Consider the following 16,142-nt stretch of genomic DNA (forward strand, 5'->3'; position numbering starts at 1 on the left):
TGCCTCGTTATTGACGGGCGAGTCTACCGCTGTGGATTTCCCCAACACGAGCGAGGGAAGGACCCCATCGGTCCGGCATCTGGGTCACCGGACGGTGCATGCACAGGCCAGGCTCGCCGCGCAGCAGCGAGCCTGGCCTCGTTTCAGGTGACGCTGTCAGGCCTCCAGCTTGATCTGCGTGCTGGTCGCGGTCACGTAGCCCACCGCGGCGCCGAAGCGGTCGTCGTAGTTGGCGCGCACCAGCGGGTCCAGCGTCGGCTTGACGATGTCGTGCAGCGGCGTCTCCCAGTCGCCCGGGTGCTGGAAGTTGCTCATCACATAGGTCCAGCCGTTGATCTCGTCGACGGCCTGCAGGCCCGTGGACTCGGCGCCCGACGGGCAGCTCAGCACGCGGCTGAGCGCCTTGGTGTCGACGTTGTAGGCCCACAGGAAGTTGTTGACGTGCATGCCGCTGTCTTCGCCGATGAACAGCGTGCGCATGGCTTCCGAGTACTTCAGGTTGTCGGGGTTGCCGATCTTGTCGGCATTGGCCAGGTTGCCGAGCGCGTCGGCCGTGGCCAGGTCTTCACCGAGCAGGATGAACTGCGAGCTGGCCGGCACCCAATCGCTGTTGATGGCGTTGCCTTCGCTGTCCTTCTGGCCCGCCGCCAGCGTGTGCTCCAGCACGCCGCCAGAGTTGATCGCCGCGGGGAAGACGACGTTGTGCGCGGCGACGAAGCCGGTCTTGCCCGTGACCATCGAGTCCTTGATCGCCGAGATCGCGGAGTAGGCCTTCTTGTCCTGGATGTTGACCGTCGTGCCTTCCATCTTCGTGAAGGCCATGCTGCCGCCCTTCAGCGCGGCGTAGCGGTGGGTTTCCAGGAAGGCTGCGGCCTTTTCCTGGCCGGCCTTCACGCGCACCCACAGCGTCTTCTTGTTCAGCACGACCTGGGTGTAGCTGCTGTCGGCCGGATCGGCGGTGAGCGAGTCCATGATGTCGGTGGCGACGATGCCGCCGTCCACCAGGGCCTTCACTTCCGCGCTGGTCGCGGCGCCCAGCTTGATCCAGCTGATGCTGGCGCTGGCGGTGGCGTTCAGCTCGCTGGTGTACTTGGCCACGTACAGCGTGCCGGCCGAGAGATCCTTCTCCTTGTCGGCCACGAACATGAACAGCGCGCCGTTGGTCGCGTCGTCGCCCATCAGCGCGGTGCGGTTGTCGGGCATGACCTGGATCAGCTCGTGCGAGATGCGGCCCAGGCAGTAGTGCTTCTGGATCGTGCCGGTACCGTCCGCCTTCACCGTGACTTCAGGCAGGTGGCCGTAGTCGTAGGGGTTGGCAGTGGTGGTGTCGCCGAAGACGTTCTGGCTGTAGCCGTGCAGCACAGCGAGGGACTGGCCCAGCGCGCCCTGGTCGAAGGCGTCCGGTTCGTACTCCTCGGAGGACAGGTGCGTGCCCCAGGGCGACAGGCTGGCGCCGCAGGTGATCCACAGGCCCTTGACGCCCGAGGTGTCCACGTTGTGGTACTTCACCAGGCTGAGCTTGCCGGTGTCCTTGTCCTGGTCCAGCGTGAGCACGGCAATCGGCGACGGCAGCAGGCCGTACATCGAAGCCAGCGCCTGGTTGCGGGTGGCGTATTCGAACTGCACCACGGCGAACACGGTGTTGCCCTTGACGCCGGCCACGCTGGCGCCGCTGACCGTCAGCAGCGAGGTGCCGTCCGGGCAGTCGGAGAAGAACTGGCGCTCCGAGCCGGGCACCGAGCTGTCGACGATGGGCTGGTTGTCGATGTCGTAGTAGCCGCCAGCGACCAGCGTGCCGCCGGTGCCGTCGGGCACCGCGGTGCCGGTGATGAAAAACGGCTGGTAACCCAGCGTGAAGCTCTGGGTGCTCTGGTCGTCGAAGCTGGCGACCAGCGTCGAGCCGACCGTGGTCGTGGCCATCGCTGCGGCATTGGCCAGCGAAGGCGCGGCCATCGCGCTGAAGCTCACGCCGGTCAGCTTGGCAGACGGCGTGTCGTCGTCGTCGCCGCAGGCGCTGAGCAGGCCGGCGGAGGCCAGGGCGCTGCCCAGCGGCAGCAGGGGCATGCCGGCCATCATCTTGACGAGGCTGCGGCGGGTGGGCTGGAAGGGGGATGAGGTCATCGGTCTGGCGTTGGCTCGATCAAGAAGACGCCGACGCCGATGCGGCGACGGCACATGCCAGCAATGTAGGAAGCCAAGATGTCAGGACCGTTAAACATCGACTTCCCCTTCCCTGGAGTCGAGATCAGCACCCATCCGAATTCAAGACGTGGCCAAGCGCACGCTCAGAACGCGGTCCGGAAGCTCACCCGCAAGCTGCGCGGCTCGGCGGGGTGCACGATGCGGCCCTCGGTTGCGTCGCGGTTGGGCAGCTGGTACGCGTAGACATACTGGATGTCGTTGACCTTGCGGTCGAACAGGTTGAAGACGTCCAGCGTCAGCGCCGAATCGCGACCGAGGTAGCGCTTCAGCTCATGGCCGACGCGAAGGTTGAAGGTCGATGCCGGGTCGGAACGCTGGCTGTTGTCTTCCACCAGCGCGCCGCTGCCCAGGTAGCGCCATTGCAGGCAGGCCGACCAGGGGCCGATGTCCTGCAACGTGGCGGCCACCGAGGCGACCTTGTCGACCGCGTTCGGGATGCGCTCACCGTTGTCGAAGCGGGCGTGCGTGAACGCGAAGTCGGCGTCCAGCAGGAAGTGCTTGTTGGGCGTCCAGCGGTTGTTGAACTCGATGCCGTGGCGGCGGCTGCCGTCGCTGGCCTCGGTGGCACCAGCGTCACCCACGTAGACCAGCTCGGAGTTGAAGCGCAGCTGCCACAGCGCCAGCGAGCTCTGCAGGCCGGGCAGCGCTTCGGTGCGCAGGCCCAGCTCCATGCCGCGCGAGGCAACCAGGCCGGGCACCGGGTCCACCGCGTCGCCGGTCTTGGGGTCGATGTGGGCCGTGGTGCCGCGTGCATCGTTGCTGTGGAAGCCGCGGCCGGCGTTGAAGAACAGCTCGGTCTTTTGCCACGGGCCGGCGATCAGCGAGAGCTGGGGGGACCACTGCGTGGCATCGGCCTTGCCGCTGTTGGCCGGCTGAAGGCGGCTGTCGACGTCGAAGCTGGCGCGGTCCACGCGCAAGCCGGCAATGCCACGCAGCCACGGCACAAGCTGCACGCTGCTTTGGCCGTAGAGGCCGGCCAAGGTTTCGCGCACCTCGTCCTCGCGCGTGGTGCCGATGACCTGGCGCGCCTCGGTGTCGAACAGGCCGACGTGGACCTTGTCGTGGCGGACCTGCGCGCCCACCTCGCTGCGCGCCTCCAGGCTGCCCAGCATGTGGTTCCAGGCCTGCGAGGCCTTGGCGCCGAAGACGCTGCGCGCGTCCTGCTGCGAGAACTGGTCGCCGGTGTCCGGCCGCTCCAGCGCGTAGGTGAAATTGGAGAACAGCTTCAGGCGGTAGCGCATCGCATAGGCCGAGACATGGGTCTCGCTGTCGTCGCCCACGCGGTGCCATTCGCCGGCCAGGCTGTAGCGCGAGGTGCTGCCGCCATCCGTCGGGTCCAGCGAGTCCCAGCGCGAGAACGGCTTGCCGTTGTACCGCCCGGCAGTGATCAGCTCTTCCGGCACCTGGTCGGTCGAGGTCCAGCTGGCGTCGTAGCCCATCAGGCTGACGCTGGCGCCCTGCGCGCGCGTGCCTTGCGAGAGCTTCAGCACGGCGTTCTTGCGGCGCAGGTTCTCGGGCACGGTCCACGGGCCGTCGTTGGCCATCCATTCGACGGCCGCGAAGGCGCTGGTGTCGTCGGCCAGCGAAGTGCTGACGGCACCCACCGCGCGGCGGTAGCCGTTCTGCCCGGCGGTGAACTGCACGAAGGGCGCGTCCAGCCGGGTCTTGTAGGCGATGTCGGCGGCGCCGGCCGAGGCGAAGTCACCATGCGTGGCGAAGTACGGTCCCTTGCGGTAGTCGATGTGGTCCACCAGCTCGGGGATCAGGAAGTTCAGGTCCGAGTAGCCCTGGCCGTGGCCGTGCGTGGGCATGTTGACCGGCATGCCGTCGACGCTGGTCGCGAAGTCGGTGCCGTGGTCCAGGTTGAAGCCGCGCAGGAAATACTGGTTGGCCTTGCCGTCACCCGAGTGCTGGGTGACGATCAAGCCCGGCACGAACTCCAGCACTTCACCCGGCCGCAGCGCCGGCCGGCTTTTCAGCAGCTCGGCGCGGATGCTGCCTTGCGAGGCGGCGTCGCTGCTGCCCACCGCGTTGTCGTAGTGGCGGCCGGTGACCTCCACGGTTTGAGGCGCCTCGGCAGCTGCGTCCTCGGCGCGCGCGTTGGCGAGTTGGAAAGCGCAGCACAAGGCCAGGCAGGCAGGACCGAGCGCTGCGGAGCGACGAGCGGAAACAGGGCAAGACATGCCCACGAGGTGCAGGGAAGACAACATTGGTGGTGCCAACAGGCGGGTCGGGAAGAGAAAGGCGAACGCCTGGCCGCCACGCGACGCAGCGAGTGGCAGGCATGCAGGCGCATCGGCCCAGGCTGCGCGCGGCAGCACCAGGACAGCGGAGACGGGAATCCGGGCCCCTGGGCGGGACCCCGGCGCTCACGCGTGGGGCGGGCGCTCCAGCGGCACGGGCACGGCGTTGGCCCATGCAGCCAAGACGGCTGTCGGCCAGGCCAGGTGTCGGCCCTGCGGCGCCGGCACGGTGTGCACGCCCACCAGCAGGAAGGGCAGCATCGCACTGCCAACCGCCGCCAGGTCGACCATCACCGAGGCATCGCTGGCGCCCAGCAGCTCCACGCTGGCGTCGCCGGCCGCGTGGTGGTGGTGCTCGAACAGGCCGTGGTGATGCGGCACCGACTCGTCGTGCAGGCTGGCCTGCAGCTGCGCGGTGGCCAGCAACGCGGCAGCCTTGTCGCCGATCAGGCTGCGAAGGCCTTGCTGCAGCCAGTCGCCCCGGTCTTCATGCGAAGGGGGCACCGGAGACCGGACCTGCACGTGCCGGTGCGCAGGGCCAACCACGCTCAGCAGCACGCCCGAAGTGCCGTACAGCGGCACCGCGGCGAGCAGCAGCAACACCAGCCACCGGTGCAGGGACCGGCGCAAGGATTGCAAAAGCGGGGGGAAGACCGAGCGCATGGGGCGATGCTGCCGTCGTTTCGTGAAACGGTGACGACAGTGATACGCAGCCCCTCGCGAGGTGGATGCAGGCGGGCTATTCGAAGACGCCGCTGCGGAAACCGGCCTCGCCGGCCACCCGCACCTTCAGCGTGAACTTCAGCGGGAAGACCTGTTCGAGCGACTGGCCCAGCGCCGCGGCCAGCTCGCGGCGCGGCTTGATGGGGCGCAGATGCTCCGGGCCCGGCAGGAACAGGTGCTGGCCGTTCAGGAACACTGCGCCGGGGCCGAATTCCAGCTCGATGGTGCTGCTGACTTCCACCAGGCCGTCCAGCGGCTGGCCGGAGGCGGTTTCGAAGCGGGCGGCGGCCGAGGTGCCATCCAGCAGCTCGCCAAGCTCGCTGCCGTCCACTGGGCGGACCCAGGTGTCGTCCTGGTCCTCGCGGCCGGGGTCGCCTTCTTCGTCGTAGGCGTATTCCCAGATCGGGAACGCGGCCAGGTCTTCAGCCGACAGGTCGTCAGCCGGTTTGCGGGTGTTCAGCGTGATGGGCATGGGCGCGGCTTTGCGGCCTGCGAAAGCGGCCGCCGACCGGCATCATGCACCCAGCTTGACCGCACGCAGCGCAAGCGCGCTGTCGCTTCGCTGTCAGATCGCGAAGCGCGGGCCGCTGGACCAGGACGAGACCGGCACCGGCTCGATCTTCGGCAGCTCGGGCTGCTGCAGCACGCGGCGCAGCACCCTGTCTTCCAGTGCAGCAAAGCCTGCCGCGCCGCGCGAGCGTGGGCGGGCCAGCAGCACCGATTGGTCCAGCGCGATGTGCTGCTGCTCGATCAGCACCACGCGGTCGGCCAGCGCCACCGCTTCGCTCACGTCATGGGTGACCAGCAGCGCGGTGAAGCCCTGTTCCTTCCACAGCCGCTCGATCAGCTGCTGCATGTCGATGCGCGTCAGCGCGTCCAGTGCGCCCAGCGGCTCGTCCAGCAGCAACAGGCGCGGCCGGTGCACCAGCGCGCGAGCCAGCGCCACGCGCTGCTTCTGGCCGCCGGACAGCACCGCCGGCCAGTCGTTGGCACGGTCGGCCAGGCCCACGTCGCGCAGCGCCTTCAGCGCGCGTTCCTTGGGGTTGGGCCCCCCCACGCCCAGCGCCACGTTGTCCAGCACGCGCTTCCACGGCAGCAGCCGCGCGTCCTGGAACATGATGCGCACGTCGCCGCGGCTGTCGATCTGGCTGCGCACCTGGCCGTCCAGCTGCACGCTGCCGCGGTCGGCATGCTCCAGCGCGGCGACGTGGCGCAGCAAGGTGCTCTTGCCGCAGCCGCTGCGGCCGACGATGGCGACAAACTGGCCCGGCGCGATGTCCAGGTTCACGTCGCGCAGCACCGCGCGGCCGGCGTACTGCTTGGTCAGGCCACGCACCTGCACGGCCAGGCCGTGGGCGCGCGAAGCATCGGCCGGCGGCTGTGCACCTGCCGGCACGCGGCGCGGCAGCGGGTCCAGATCGCCGGGCACGGTCACATGGGCTTCGGCGCCCAGCCAGTCGCGGGCCTGGCCGCCATTGCGCTCAAGGTAGGACATGGTGTCGGCTCCAGGAAGGTTGCGAGGTTCGGCGCTGTTCATGCGTGTGCTTCAAGCGGATTGATAGCCCGGGTGCCAGCGCAGGCACAGCCGCTCCAGCCCGCGTGCCACCTCGTCGGCCAGCTTGCCCAGCAGCGCATACAGCAGGATGCCGACCAGCACCACGTCGGTCTGCAGGAACTCGCGGGCGTTCATCGTCATGTAGCCGATGCCGGCCTGGGCCGAGATCGTCTCGGCGACGATCAGCAGCACCCACATCAGCCCCAGCGAAAACCGCAGGCCAACCAGGATGGACGGCAGCGCGCCGGGCAGGATGACCTCGCGGTACAGCGACCAGCCCGACAGGCCGTAGCTGCGCGCCATCTCGATCAGGCCCTTGTCCACGTTGCGGATGCCGTGGAAGGTGTTCAGGTACAGCGGGAAGAACACGCCCACCGCGACCAGGAACAGCTTGGCGCTTTCGTCGATGCCAAACCACAGGATGACCAGCGGGATCAGTGCCAGCGCCGGGATGTTGCGCAGCATCTGGAAGCTGGTGTCCAGCAGCGTCTCGGCCAGCCGGAAGCTGCCGGTGGCCAGGCCCAGCACCAGGCCCAACCCGCCGCCAATGGCAAGCCCTGCCATCGCGCGGCCGCTGCTGACCGCCACGTGATGCCACAGCTCGCCCGAGCGGGCCAGTTGCCAGAAGGCGCTGGCGACAGCGTCCGGCGCCGGCAGCACGCGGCTGGACAGGCTGCCGCTGCGCGAGGCCAGCTCCCAGGCGACCAGCAGCAGCAGTGGCACCAGCCACGGCAGCGCCTGGCGGGTGACGCGGCGCCAGGCCTGCGACCCGGCCTTGGCGGGGATGTCAACGGGCGCTGGCGCCGACGAAGAAGGAACAGCTTGCGTGGTCATGGCGACAGCACCTGCTCCCGTCTCAGCTGGCGGCGCGCGCGAGCACCGAAGGCTCGCTGGCGGCAGCGGTCTTCCCGGTGCTGTTGGCCGCAGTGTTGGCACTGGGTACATGGTTGTTGGCGACGATCTCGCCAAATGGCCCGGTCAACGAGGGCTGGCCCAGGCGCTCGCGCACCGACAGCGGCAGCAGCGGGAACACCAGCTCGGCGAAGCGATAGGCCTCTTCCAGGTGCGGGTAGCCGGACATGATGAAGTAGTCCAGCCCCAGCGCCGCGTATTCCTTGATGCGGTCCGCCACCTGCTGCGGGTTGCCAACCAGCGCGGTGCCGGCACCGCCGCGCACCAGGCCCACGCCGGCCCACAGGTTGGGCGAGACCTCCAGGCCTTCGCGGATGTTCTCCGGGTTGTACTTGCCGGCATGCAGCGCGGCCATGCGGCGCTGGCCTTCGGAGTCCATCTTGGCGAAGGTGGACTGCGCGCGGGCGACGACTTCAGGGTCCAGGTAAGAGACCAGGTCGGCCGCGGCGGCCCAGGCGGCCTCTTCGGTCTCGCGCACGATCACGTGCAGCCGGATGCCGTAGCTCAGCGTGCGGCCCAGCTCGGCGGCGCGGCGACGCACGCCTTCGACCTTTTCGGCGACGGCCGCGGGCGGCTCGCCCCAGGTCAGGTAGGTGTCCATCTGCTGGGCCACCAGCTCGTGCGCCTCGGCGGACGAACCGCCGAAGAACAGCGGCGGGTACGGGCGCTGCACCGGCGGGTAGAGCAGCCGCGCGCCCTTGACCTGCAGGTGCTTGCCGTCGAAGTCGTGCGACTCGCCGGTGTGGCTCTTGGCCATGATGTCGCGCCAGAGCTGCATGAACTCCGAGGCTTGCGCGTAGCGCTCGCCGTGCGGCAGGAACTGGCCGTCGCCTTCCAGTTCGGCCTGGTCGCCACCGGTGACCAGGTTGATCAGCAGCCGGCCGCCGGACAGGCGGTCGAAGGTGGCGGCGATGCGGGCGTACTGGCTGGGCGTGATCAGGCCCGGGCGCAGCGCGACCAGGAACTTCAGCCGCTGGGTGAAACCCATCACGCTGGAGGCCACCGTCCACGGGTCTTCGCAGGAGCGGCCGGTGGGGATGAGCACGCCTTCGTAGCCCATGGTGTCGGCGGCGATGGCGACCTGCTTGAAGTAGTTCAGGTCGGCCACGCGCGCGCCGTGCGAGGTGCCGAGGTAACGGCTGTCGCCGTGGGTCGGGATGAACCAGAGCATCTTCATGATGGCGGCTTCCTTGTGCGGTGAAAGAGGAGACGGCGCTTTCAGCGCTCGGTGGCGACGCGGGTCGCGCTGGCAGCGCCAGGCAATGCGTCCACGATGCGGATGGGCTTGGGGATCAGCTTCAGGCCATAGAAGCTGTCGGCAATCAGTTGCTGCTCGGCGGCGATGGCAGGGGTCACCGGCTGCACGTTGAACTGGTAGCGGTGCAGGCTGAGCTTGACCACTTCCACGTCCAGACCCTGCAGCGGCGCGATCAGCACCGCGGCCTCGTCCAGGTGGGTCTTGAGCCAGCGGCCCTGGGCCTGCGTGTCCTCGAACAGCGCGGCAATCACCTTGGGGTACTTCTGTGCGTAGCCGCGTTCGGCCAGGTAGAAGTTGTAGTCACTCACCAGGCCCTTGCCGTCGGCCAGGATGCGGGCATTGCTCTGCTTCTCGACGGCGGCCAGGAACGGGTCCCAGATGACCCACGCGTCCACAGCACCTCGCTCGAAGGCGGCGCGCGCATCGGCCGGCGGCAGGAACACGGGCTGGATGTCGGTGTATTTCAGGCCGGCTTTTTCCAGTGCCTTGACCAGCAGGTAGTGCACGTTCGAGCCCTTGTTCAGGGCGACCTTCTTGCCCTTGAGCTCGGCCACGCTCTTGATCGGCGAATCCTTCTGCACCACCAGCGCCTCGGCCTCGGGTGCGGCCGGGTCGTTGCCGATGTAGACGAAGTTGGCGCCGGCCGCCTGCGCAAAGATGGGCGGCGCCTCGCCGACAAAACCGACGTCGATCGCGCCGACGTTCAGGCCTTCGAGCAGTTGCGGCCCGGCCGGGAACTCGACCCACTGCACCGCCACGCCCAGCGGCTGCAAACGCTTTTCCAGCGTGCCCTGGGCCTTTTGCAGCGTCAGCAGGCTGGCGGATTTCTGGAAGCCGATGCGCAGCGCAGACGGCGAGGCCGGCGCGGCGGCGAAAGCGCCAGCCGCGCTCAGGCCGATCGACAAGGCCAGCGGTGCGGCAAGCATGTGGCGGCGGGTGCGGGACAACAAGGACAACATGAGGACTCTTTCAATGCTGCGGAACGGCAGCCAGCGCTGCCAGCGCGGCAGGCTGCACACGCAGCGGCGGCTGCAGCGGCGCCAGCGCGCGGCCCAGCCGGTCCAGCACCGCTTCGGAAGGAATGTGGCGCTGCAGCGCGTGGTCGCGCTCGAACTGGGTGTCCTCGGCGTAGACGACGTCCAGCACATGGCGCGCGCCCAGTGCCGACAGCACGGGCTTCAACGCATAGTCCAGCGCCAGCAAATGGCCGATGCTGCCGCCGGTGCCCAGCGCCAGCACCGTCTTGCCGCGCAGCCCGTCCTGCGGCAGCAGGTCCAGGAAGGCCTTCAGCGCGCCGCTGTAGGCGGCCTTGTAGATGGGGGTGGCGACCAGCACCACATCGGCCGCGGCAACCTGCGCCAGCGCCTGGGCGATCAGCGGGTCGCGCGCGTCAGCCGCCAGCAGCGGCACGGCCGGCAGCAGGCGGACTTCGATCTCGATCGTGCCGGGCCCCTGGGGGCGGGCCAGCGAGGCCAGCGCGGCGCGCAGCAGCGCAGTGGAGCGGGACGGGCTGGTGGGGCTGCCCGCGATGCCGACGATGTTCATGACCTGCCTTCGACCCTGCACCTGCAGCGGGCGAGACCGCTGCAGGCGATATGCGTGAAACAAGCTTGGCTGCGGGAGACCATGCAGCCAGCGTGTTCACGATAACGAGCACCCTGCGCAGGGCGAAGGAAGGTTTTCGGCTTTGGTTATCGGCTTTGGTTATCGGCTGGGCGATTGCACGCGTTCAGTCCGTTCAGACCACCACGCGTTCCCACACCGGCTGGCCCGCGGCTTCGGCTTGCGCTTCGGGTGCGGTGCCCAGCGGGCCGAAGTGGGCGGGCAGCTCGGCCCGGTCTTCCAGCAGCGCGAGGAAGTCCGGCCGCAGCGGCACGCGGGCGGCTTCCAGCGCCAGCTTGCGGGCGTTCAGCAGCGGCGGGTTGCCGACGATGGACGCGGCGCGGAAGGTGATGTTGACCAGCGTGCGGCGCTGCTCGGTCACGTTGATGCCCTGGCTGTGGATGGCCATCGGGTCCAGGAAGACCAGCGAGCCGCGTGGCGCGAGGATCTGCACCGCGCTGGGGAAGTAGGCCTGGTCATAGACCAGGTAGTTGATGCCTTCCTCGCGCACGCCCGCCTCGGTGTGCTTGAAGTAATAGCCGGGTTCGCGCAGGCGGTGGCTGCCGGGCACGACAAAGGTCGCGCCGTTCTCGGCCGTCAGGTCGGTCAGCAGGACGAAGGCATGCAGGTAGCTGGGCAGGATGGGCCCGTCTTTCCACAAGGTGTCGCGGTGGTAGCTGAGCCGGCCGCCCAGGCCGCGGGCCTGGCTGCGCGGGTCCGGCATGTTGGTCTGCAGCAGGCAGTCGCGGATCACCGCGCCGCCCAGGTAGGTTTGCGCCATCGCCTGCACCCGCTGCGACATGGCCAGCGCCTGCAGTTCCTCCGAGACGCAGTAGGCGCAGCGCGTGGTCAGCAGTGGCCAGCCATGGGTGAAGTTCACTTTGCCTGCGGTCTTGGCGTAGTGCTCGACCTCGGCCTCGAAAGCGCTCAACGGCGGCAGCAGCGTGGCCAGCTGGTCGTCGCTGACAAAGCCGGGCAGCACGACAAAGCCGGCGGTCTGCAGGCAGAACAGGTCGCGTTCGAATTGGGGGATGGTCATGGGGTCGTGGGGCGGGTCAGTTCAATGAAGCCAGGCCAGAAGGCGCTCGGCACAATCGGCCGGAGCCGGCATGGCGGCAATTTCCTGCTGCAGGCGGCGCGCCGCCTCGCGGTGGCCGGGCTGGTGCAGCAAGGCGGCGACCGCCGGGCCGACGGCCTGCGCGGTGGCCGCTTCCTCGCTCAGGTGCAGGCCGGCGCCAACCCGCTCGCAATGCACCGCATTGCGGTACTGCGAGGCGCCGCCGCGCGGCACGATCAGCAGCGGCAGGCCATGGGCCAGCGCGGCAATGGTGGAGCCGGCGCCGCCGTGGCAGATCACCGCGTCGCAATGCGGCAGCAGCTGGCGGTGCGGGATGAAGGCGCTGGCGTGCACATTGGCGTAGCGGCTGAAGTCCAGCGACTGCAGCGCCGCGCCGGTCGTCAGCACCACGCGCACCGGCTCGCGCTGCAGGCCGTCCAGCAGGCGCAGCAGCAGCGCGGGGGCCTGGTTGTAGGCGTCCACCGTGCCCAGCGTGATGTGCACCACGGGTTCGCCGGGCTGCAACAAGGCCTCGGGCAGGGCATCGGCCGCGCTGCCGGGCGGGCCGTCCACCAGCTCAGGCCTCAAGGCCCAGGCGCCAGGGAAGGCAGCGGCCGCTTCGGTCTGCAGCGTGGGTGGGCAGGTGTCGATGAACCGCTGGTACAGGCCGGCGTAAGGCGGGGGCTGCAGGCCCTGGGCCTGCCACTGGGCGTGCATGCGCTGGGTGACGTTCTGCAGCACCTGCAGCGGCCGCATCGCGACCGGCCAGCCCACGGTGGCGCAGCGCGCGCCGACCAGCGCCGCCACCAGCGGCCCGGCGAATTCGCCTTCCTCATGCAGCACCAGCGCCGGCCGCCAGTCGCGCAGCTGCGGCAGCAGCGTGGCCAGCAGGCGCTCGGGGTAGAAGCGGGTGAACATGGTGGCGGCGCGCTCGGAGGCGGGCAGCTCGGCCCCCCCAAGCTGGGCATCCAGCAAGGCGTTCAGCTCGTCGGTCTCGGCACCGGCCTCCAGGCATTCGAAGCCCATGCGCCGCACATGCTGCGCGAAGCGCGGCGGCGCGGCGAAGCGCACGGCGTGGCCGGCCTGCTGCAGCGCAGCGGCCAGCGGCGCCAGCACTTCGAAGCGGCCACGGCCGGGAATGCACAGCAGCAACACGCGCATGGGGCGTTCTCCGGTTCAGGCGGCCAGCGCCTCGGTTTGCAGCAGGATCTCGCGCGCCCGGGCCACGCTGTCGAAGATGTCGGCCAGGTCGAAGTTGATGTCGCGCTCGATGATGATGGCGCGCGGCTGGGCGCGTTCGCAGACGTGGCGCAGCAGTTCCCACACCGGCTCGCCGATGCGGTGGCCGTGGCTGTCGATCAGCAGCTCGTCGCACACGAAGCCGCCGGCCAGGTGCAGCTCCACCACGCGGCCGAGGTCCAGCCCGGCCAGGTATTCATACGGGTCGAAGCGGTGGTTTTGGGCGTTGATGTGCAGGTTGTTGACGTCCAGCAGCAGCCCGCAATCGGCCTGCTGCAGGATGCCGTTGACAAAGCTCAGCTCGTCCATCTCCTCGTCGCCATGCTCGAAGTAGTAGGTGATGTTCTCGACCAGGAAAGGCGTGGCGCTGGCCTGCTGGATCTGGCGGATCTTGGCGGCGATGCGCTGCTGGTTGGCCAGGCTGCGGCGCACTGGCATCAGGTGGCCCACGTCCAGCTCGCCCACGCGCGAAAACGCGATGTGGTCGCTGAACCAGAGCGGCTGCCAGCGCTCGACCGCCTGCAGCGTCGCGGCCAGGTGGTCCGGGTCCAGCGGCGCGGCGGTGCCCAGCGAGGTGCTGACGCCGTGCAGCACCAGCGGCTTGTCGCGCATCAGCCGGCGCAGCGGCTCGCCGACCTGCTCGTCCTGCAGGATGTTGTCGGAGATGACCTCCAGCAGGTCCAGCTCGTCGAGCCGGTCGATGATCTCGGCCTCGATCTCGTGGCGGTGGTTCAGTCCGACGCCGAGGCAGTGGGGATTGCAGTCACGCTTGGGCATGCCGGGTCCTGTTCAGGAGGGGAGACGGAAGGGGTGGACAACACCAGGGGCGCGATCACGCCGGCCTCGGCGAGCTTGTCCAGCGTGGCGGCCAGCGCCTGCGGGGTGGACAGCGCGTAGCCCTGGCTGCGCAGGTGGTCCGGCAGGTCGGCCAGCGAACGCCGGCCATCGCAGGCCGACAGCAGCAGCAGGGTGCGCGCGGTGATGCGCAGCACCCGCACCTGAGTGTCCTGCCAGGCTTCATAGAACAGCAGCAACTCGTCCTGCGCGGGCACCGCCGCCGCCTGGTCGCGCCAGGCGGCCAGCGCGGGCTCGCGTGTCTGTGCAGGCTGCAGCACGGCAGCGCGCAGCGTGCGGACCAGCGGCGAGATGGCGCGCTTGAAATGCAGGGTCTCGCTGTTGGTGACCAGGGCCGGGCCCAGGTAAGGCGGGGACACCGGCGCCGACTTGCCGTGGCGCGCCGCGCGGTCGCTGATGCGCAGCAAGGCCTCTTCGTAGCGCATCACGTCCAGCACCGGGTCACCCTCTGCCAGCGCCGGGCCGGGCTCGGCCACGCAGGCAGCGCAGAAGGCCCGGCAGGCTTCGGCCACTGCAGGCGTGGTGGTGTCGACCTGCGCGTCCTTGTAGCGGCGCCACAGCTGGCGGGCCTGCTCGGGCGACAGCAGCGCAGCGCTCAGCGGCAGGGCGCGCAGCACCTGGTCCATCAGCCGCTGGTCCAGGATGCTGGCGAGGATCTTCAGGCGCCGGCTGTTGCGCTGCACCGTGGGCGCCAGCAGCGCCAGCGCCTTGGCCGGCAGGTCGCCGAAGGTGACGGCTGCGCCCTCGCTGACGCAGCGCGCCAGCAGCCCGCTGTTGCAGACCAGCCGGGCCACCGCCTGCTGCAGCAGGTATTCGGCCTGCTCGTCGCTGGGCTCGGCGCGCGCGCTGTCGGCCATGGGGGCGGTGGCGGCGTGGGCGGCCAGCAGGCGCTGGTGCAGCTGCATGAAGCGGCTGCGGTCCTGCGGGCCCAGCGAGGCGGCCAGCCGGTCGCCGCAGGCCAGCGCGGTGGCCAGGTCGGCGCGCACCAGCTGCTTGTAGGCCTCCAGCCGGATGCGCGCATCACCCAGCTCGAAAATGCGCGCCAGTAGCCCGGCCGGCGCCGGCCGGGCCAGCGCCTTCAGCAGCACCAGCACCGTCTGCAGGTTGCGCCGCGAGGGCCGGGCCGGGTCGCGGTAGAAGTCCAGCGGGTTGACCTCGTCGTCGAACCACAGCGTGTCGTTGGCACGCTGCGCCCTGTCCTCGGAATCGTTGAAGACATGCAGCGTGACGCTGGGCGCCGTGGTGTCGGGATTGCCCAGTGCATGGATGCAGGGCGGCACCAGGAAGCCGGTCTGGCCGCGGGCGGCCACGAAGCGCTGGGTCGGGTTCAGCGTTTGGCTGGCGGCGTCGCGCTGGTAGAGCGCCACGTCCAGCCGGTTGTGCATCACGCCGCTGACGCTCCAGGTGTTGTGCTGGTGCGGCGCATTGGTGAAACCCGGGTCCCACAGGAACAAGGCCATGCGCCAGCAGCGCCCGTGCTCGATGTGCAGCGGCTCGTAGGGCGCGCCTTCGAGCAGGCAGCGGGCGGCCTTGTCGGTGGTAGCTTCGGCGCATTCGAGCACGAAGCGCTCGTCCAGCATCGCGCTGCCGACGATGGGCCGCACCGCGTGCACCACGTCGGCCGGCGACAGGTGCCGGTCAACCGCGTCGTTGATGCCTTGGATCAGGGTGGTCAGTGCCATGCACGGCTCCCGCTGCACGCGAAGCACTCGCCGGTGCAGCGTCAAGGAACTCGCCGAGCAAACCGCAAGCTCGGACCTCGGAACAGGGGCACCCCGACCCGGCACGCTGTTGACATGCCGCACCAAGGTGCCTGGACGGGGCTCAGGCGAAACCGCCCGGGCCGCGTCCGTCAACAGCTCACGAGCAGCTCAGGCAGCCGACGGCTTGGGCAGCCACGGCGTCGACGCTCTGGGTGTCGACGATTTCGAACGCGTCGACTTCTTGCAGCAGCGCGACGTCAGCGGCCGAGATCACGGTGGTTTCGATGCTCATAGTTTCTCTCCTTGAGTGTTAAGAAAAACCCCGGCATGGACATGCCTGGGTGGCGGGTTTTTACATGCCATCGCCCTGTTTCCGACATCCCCTGACATGGGGGGTTATTCAAAACAATGGCGATCGACTGAAAACCAAACCCGCGTAACACCAGGAAACCGATCTGAATCTATTTGTATCTGCAGTTTCACTGCCGCACAGCCGGGCACGCCGCTTACATCCATGCACATTTCTCAGCTTCGCCTAATGCTCGCCTAACGCAGCGTTTGCGCTGCTGCGCTAGGGGTGTGCGCGCGATGGCGCGCCGCACGCGTCAGCGCGCATATACCAGGGCCGAAAGATATTCGAAAGTGCTGCTTTCAAGGCGTTACAGATACACCCTGCCCGGATATCGGATATTTCCATTCCGAGAATAACCAACCCCCTTCAACGTGGGATATCGAGCCGGATTCGCGCGGTGTGCAATCGGCGCGCAGGAGATCCCGAAAAGGGTTTTCCAAA

General features: G+C 68.9%; 14 protein-coding genes. All 14 read right to left on the reverse strand.

Annotated features, from left to right (window positions below; genetic code table 11):
- Positions 1-156: 156 nt before the first annotated feature.
- The 14 genes from AC3WR5_RS31910 to AC3WR5_RS31975 all read right to left on the reverse strand — a co-directional run bounded on the left by AC3WR5_RS31910 (position 157) and on the right by AC3WR5_RS31975 (position 15,641).
- Positions 157-2,121, reverse strand: a complete 1,965-nt coding sequence (locus tag AC3WR5_RS31910) for a PhoX family protein (protein ID WP_492489790.1) — start codon at positions 2,119-2,121, stop codon at positions 157-159.
- Between the two features lie 164 nt (positions 2,122-2,285).
- Positions 2,286-4,328 (reverse strand): TonB-dependent receptor, encoded by a 2,043-nt coding sequence (locus tag AC3WR5_RS31915; protein WP_492489792.1) that lies wholly within the window; start codon positions 4,326-4,328, stop codon positions 2,286-2,288.
- A 243-nt stretch (positions 4,329-4,571) separates the two neighbouring features.
- Positions 4,572-5,075, reverse strand: coding sequence for a hypothetical protein (locus AC3WR5_RS31920; RefSeq protein ID WP_492489793.1), 504 nt, complete (start codon positions 5,073-5,075; stop codon positions 4,572-4,574).
- 109 nt (positions 5,076-5,184) lie between these two features.
- Positions 5,185-5,640 carry a hypothetical protein gene (locus AC3WR5_RS31925; RefSeq protein ID WP_141291965.1) on the reverse strand — a complete coding sequence of 152 codons (456 nt, stop codon included), beginning with the start codon at positions 5,638-5,640 and terminating at the stop codon, positions 5,185-5,187.
- A 93-nt stretch (positions 5,641-5,733) separates the two neighbouring features.
- Positions 5,734-6,663: an ATP-binding cassette domain-containing protein gene (locus tag AC3WR5_RS31930; protein ID WP_492489795.1), complete on the reverse strand. Its 930-nt coding sequence runs from the start codon at positions 6,661-6,663 to the stop codon at positions 5,734-5,736.
- Between the two features lie 51 nt (positions 6,664-6,714).
- Entirely contained in the window at positions 6,715-7,557 is an 843-nt protein-coding gene (gene ssuC / locus AC3WR5_RS31935; protein ID WP_492489797.1) for an aliphatic sulfonate ABC transporter permease SsuC, read from the reverse strand.
- Positions 7,558-7,579: 22 nt separating this feature from the next.
- Positions 7,580-8,812: an FMNH2-dependent alkanesulfonate monooxygenase gene (ssuD, locus tag AC3WR5_RS31940; RefSeq protein WP_492489799.1), complete on the reverse strand. Its 1,233-nt coding sequence runs from the start codon at positions 8,810-8,812 to the stop codon at positions 7,580-7,582.
- A gap of 41 nt (positions 8,813-8,853) precedes the next feature.
- Positions 8,854-9,852: a sulfonate ABC transporter substrate-binding protein gene (locus AC3WR5_RS31945; protein ID WP_492489801.1), complete on the reverse strand. Its 999-nt coding sequence runs from the start codon at positions 9,850-9,852 to the stop codon at positions 8,854-8,856.
- A 10-nt stretch (positions 9,853-9,862) separates the two neighbouring features.
- Positions 9,863-10,438 carry an NADPH-dependent FMN reductase gene (ssuE, locus tag AC3WR5_RS31950; RefSeq protein WP_231010492.1) on the reverse strand — a complete coding sequence of 192 codons (576 nt, stop codon included), beginning with the start codon at positions 10,436-10,438 and terminating at the stop codon, positions 9,863-9,865.
- 193 nt (positions 10,439-10,631) lie between these two features.
- Positions 10,632-11,534: a phytanoyl-CoA dioxygenase family protein gene (locus AC3WR5_RS31955; protein ID WP_492489803.1), complete on the reverse strand. Its 903-nt coding sequence runs from the start codon at positions 11,532-11,534 to the stop codon at positions 10,632-10,634.
- Between the two features lie 21 nt (positions 11,535-11,555).
- Entirely contained in the window at positions 11,556-12,713 is a 1,158-nt protein-coding gene (locus AC3WR5_RS31960; protein ID WP_492489805.1) for a glycosyltransferase, read from the reverse strand.
- Positions 12,714-12,728: 15 nt separating this feature from the next.
- Positions 12,729-13,568, reverse strand: coding sequence for an MbnB/TglH/ChrH family RiPP precursor modification enzyme (locus AC3WR5_RS31965; RefSeq protein ID WP_492489806.1), 840 nt, complete (start codon positions 13,566-13,568; stop codon positions 12,729-12,731).
- On the reverse strand, positions 13,523-15,328 hold the full coding sequence (locus AC3WR5_RS31970; RefSeq protein ID WP_492489807.1) for a hypothetical protein: 1,806 nt from the start codon (positions 15,326-15,328) through the stop codon (positions 13,523-13,525). Before AC3WR5_RS31970 ends, AC3WR5_RS31965 begins: the two co-directional genes overlap by 46 nt.
- A gap of 178 nt (positions 15,329-15,506) precedes the next feature.
- A complete protein-coding gene (locus AC3WR5_RS31975) occupies positions 15,507-15,641 on the reverse strand; it encodes a hypothetical protein (RefSeq protein WP_259372474.1) in 135 nt (44 codons plus the stop codon).
- Positions 15,642-16,142 lie beyond the last annotated feature (501 nt).

Source organism: Ideonella sp. FW305-24 (genome assembly GCF_058788035.1).

Bases quoted from the DNA above. Each gene is read 5' to 3' on its own strand.
- AC3WR5_RS31910 (WP_492489790.1), bottom strand. From the start codon at position 2,121: ATGACCTCATCCCCCTTCCAGCCCACCCGCCGCAGCCTCGTCAAGATG.
- AC3WR5_RS31925 (WP_141291965.1), bottom strand. From the start codon at position 5,640: ATGCCCATCACGCTGAACACCCGCAAACCGGCTGACGACCTGTCGGCT.
- AC3WR5_RS31930 (WP_492489795.1), bottom strand. From the start codon at position 6,663: ATGTCCTACCTTGAGCGCAATGGCGGCCAGGCCCGCGACTGGCTGGGC.
- ssuC (WP_492489797.1), bottom strand. From the start codon at position 7,557: ATGACCACGCAAGCTGTTCCTTCTTCGTCGGCGCCAGCGCCCGTTGAC.
- ssuD (WP_492489799.1), bottom strand. From the start codon at position 8,812: ATGAAGATGCTCTGGTTCATCCCGACCCACGGCGACAGCCGTTACCTC.
- AC3WR5_RS31945 (WP_492489801.1), bottom strand. From the start codon at position 9,852: ATGTTGTCCTTGTTGTCCCGCACCCGCCGCCACATGCTTGCCGCACCG.
- ssuE (WP_231010492.1), bottom strand. From the start codon at position 10,438: ATGAACATCGTCGGCATCGCGGGCAGCCCCACCAGCCCGTCCCGCTCC.
- AC3WR5_RS31955 (WP_492489803.1), bottom strand. From the start codon at position 11,534: ATGACCATCCCCCAATTCGAACGCGACCTGTTCTGCCTGCAGACCGCC.
- AC3WR5_RS31960 (WP_492489805.1), bottom strand. From the start codon at position 12,713: ATGCGCGTGTTGCTGCTGTGCATTCCCGGCCGTGGCCGCTTCGAAGTG.
- AC3WR5_RS31965 (WP_492489806.1), bottom strand. From the start codon at position 13,568: ATGCCCAAGCGTGACTGCAATCCCCACTGCCTCGGCGTCGGACTGAAC.
- AC3WR5_RS31970 (WP_492489807.1), bottom strand. From the start codon at position 15,328: ATGGCACTGACCACCCTGATCCAAGGCATCAACGACGCGGTTGACCGG.
- AC3WR5_RS31975 (WP_259372474.1), bottom strand. From the start codon at position 15,641: ATGAGCATCGAAACCACCGTGATCTCGGCCGCTGACGTCGCGCTGCTG.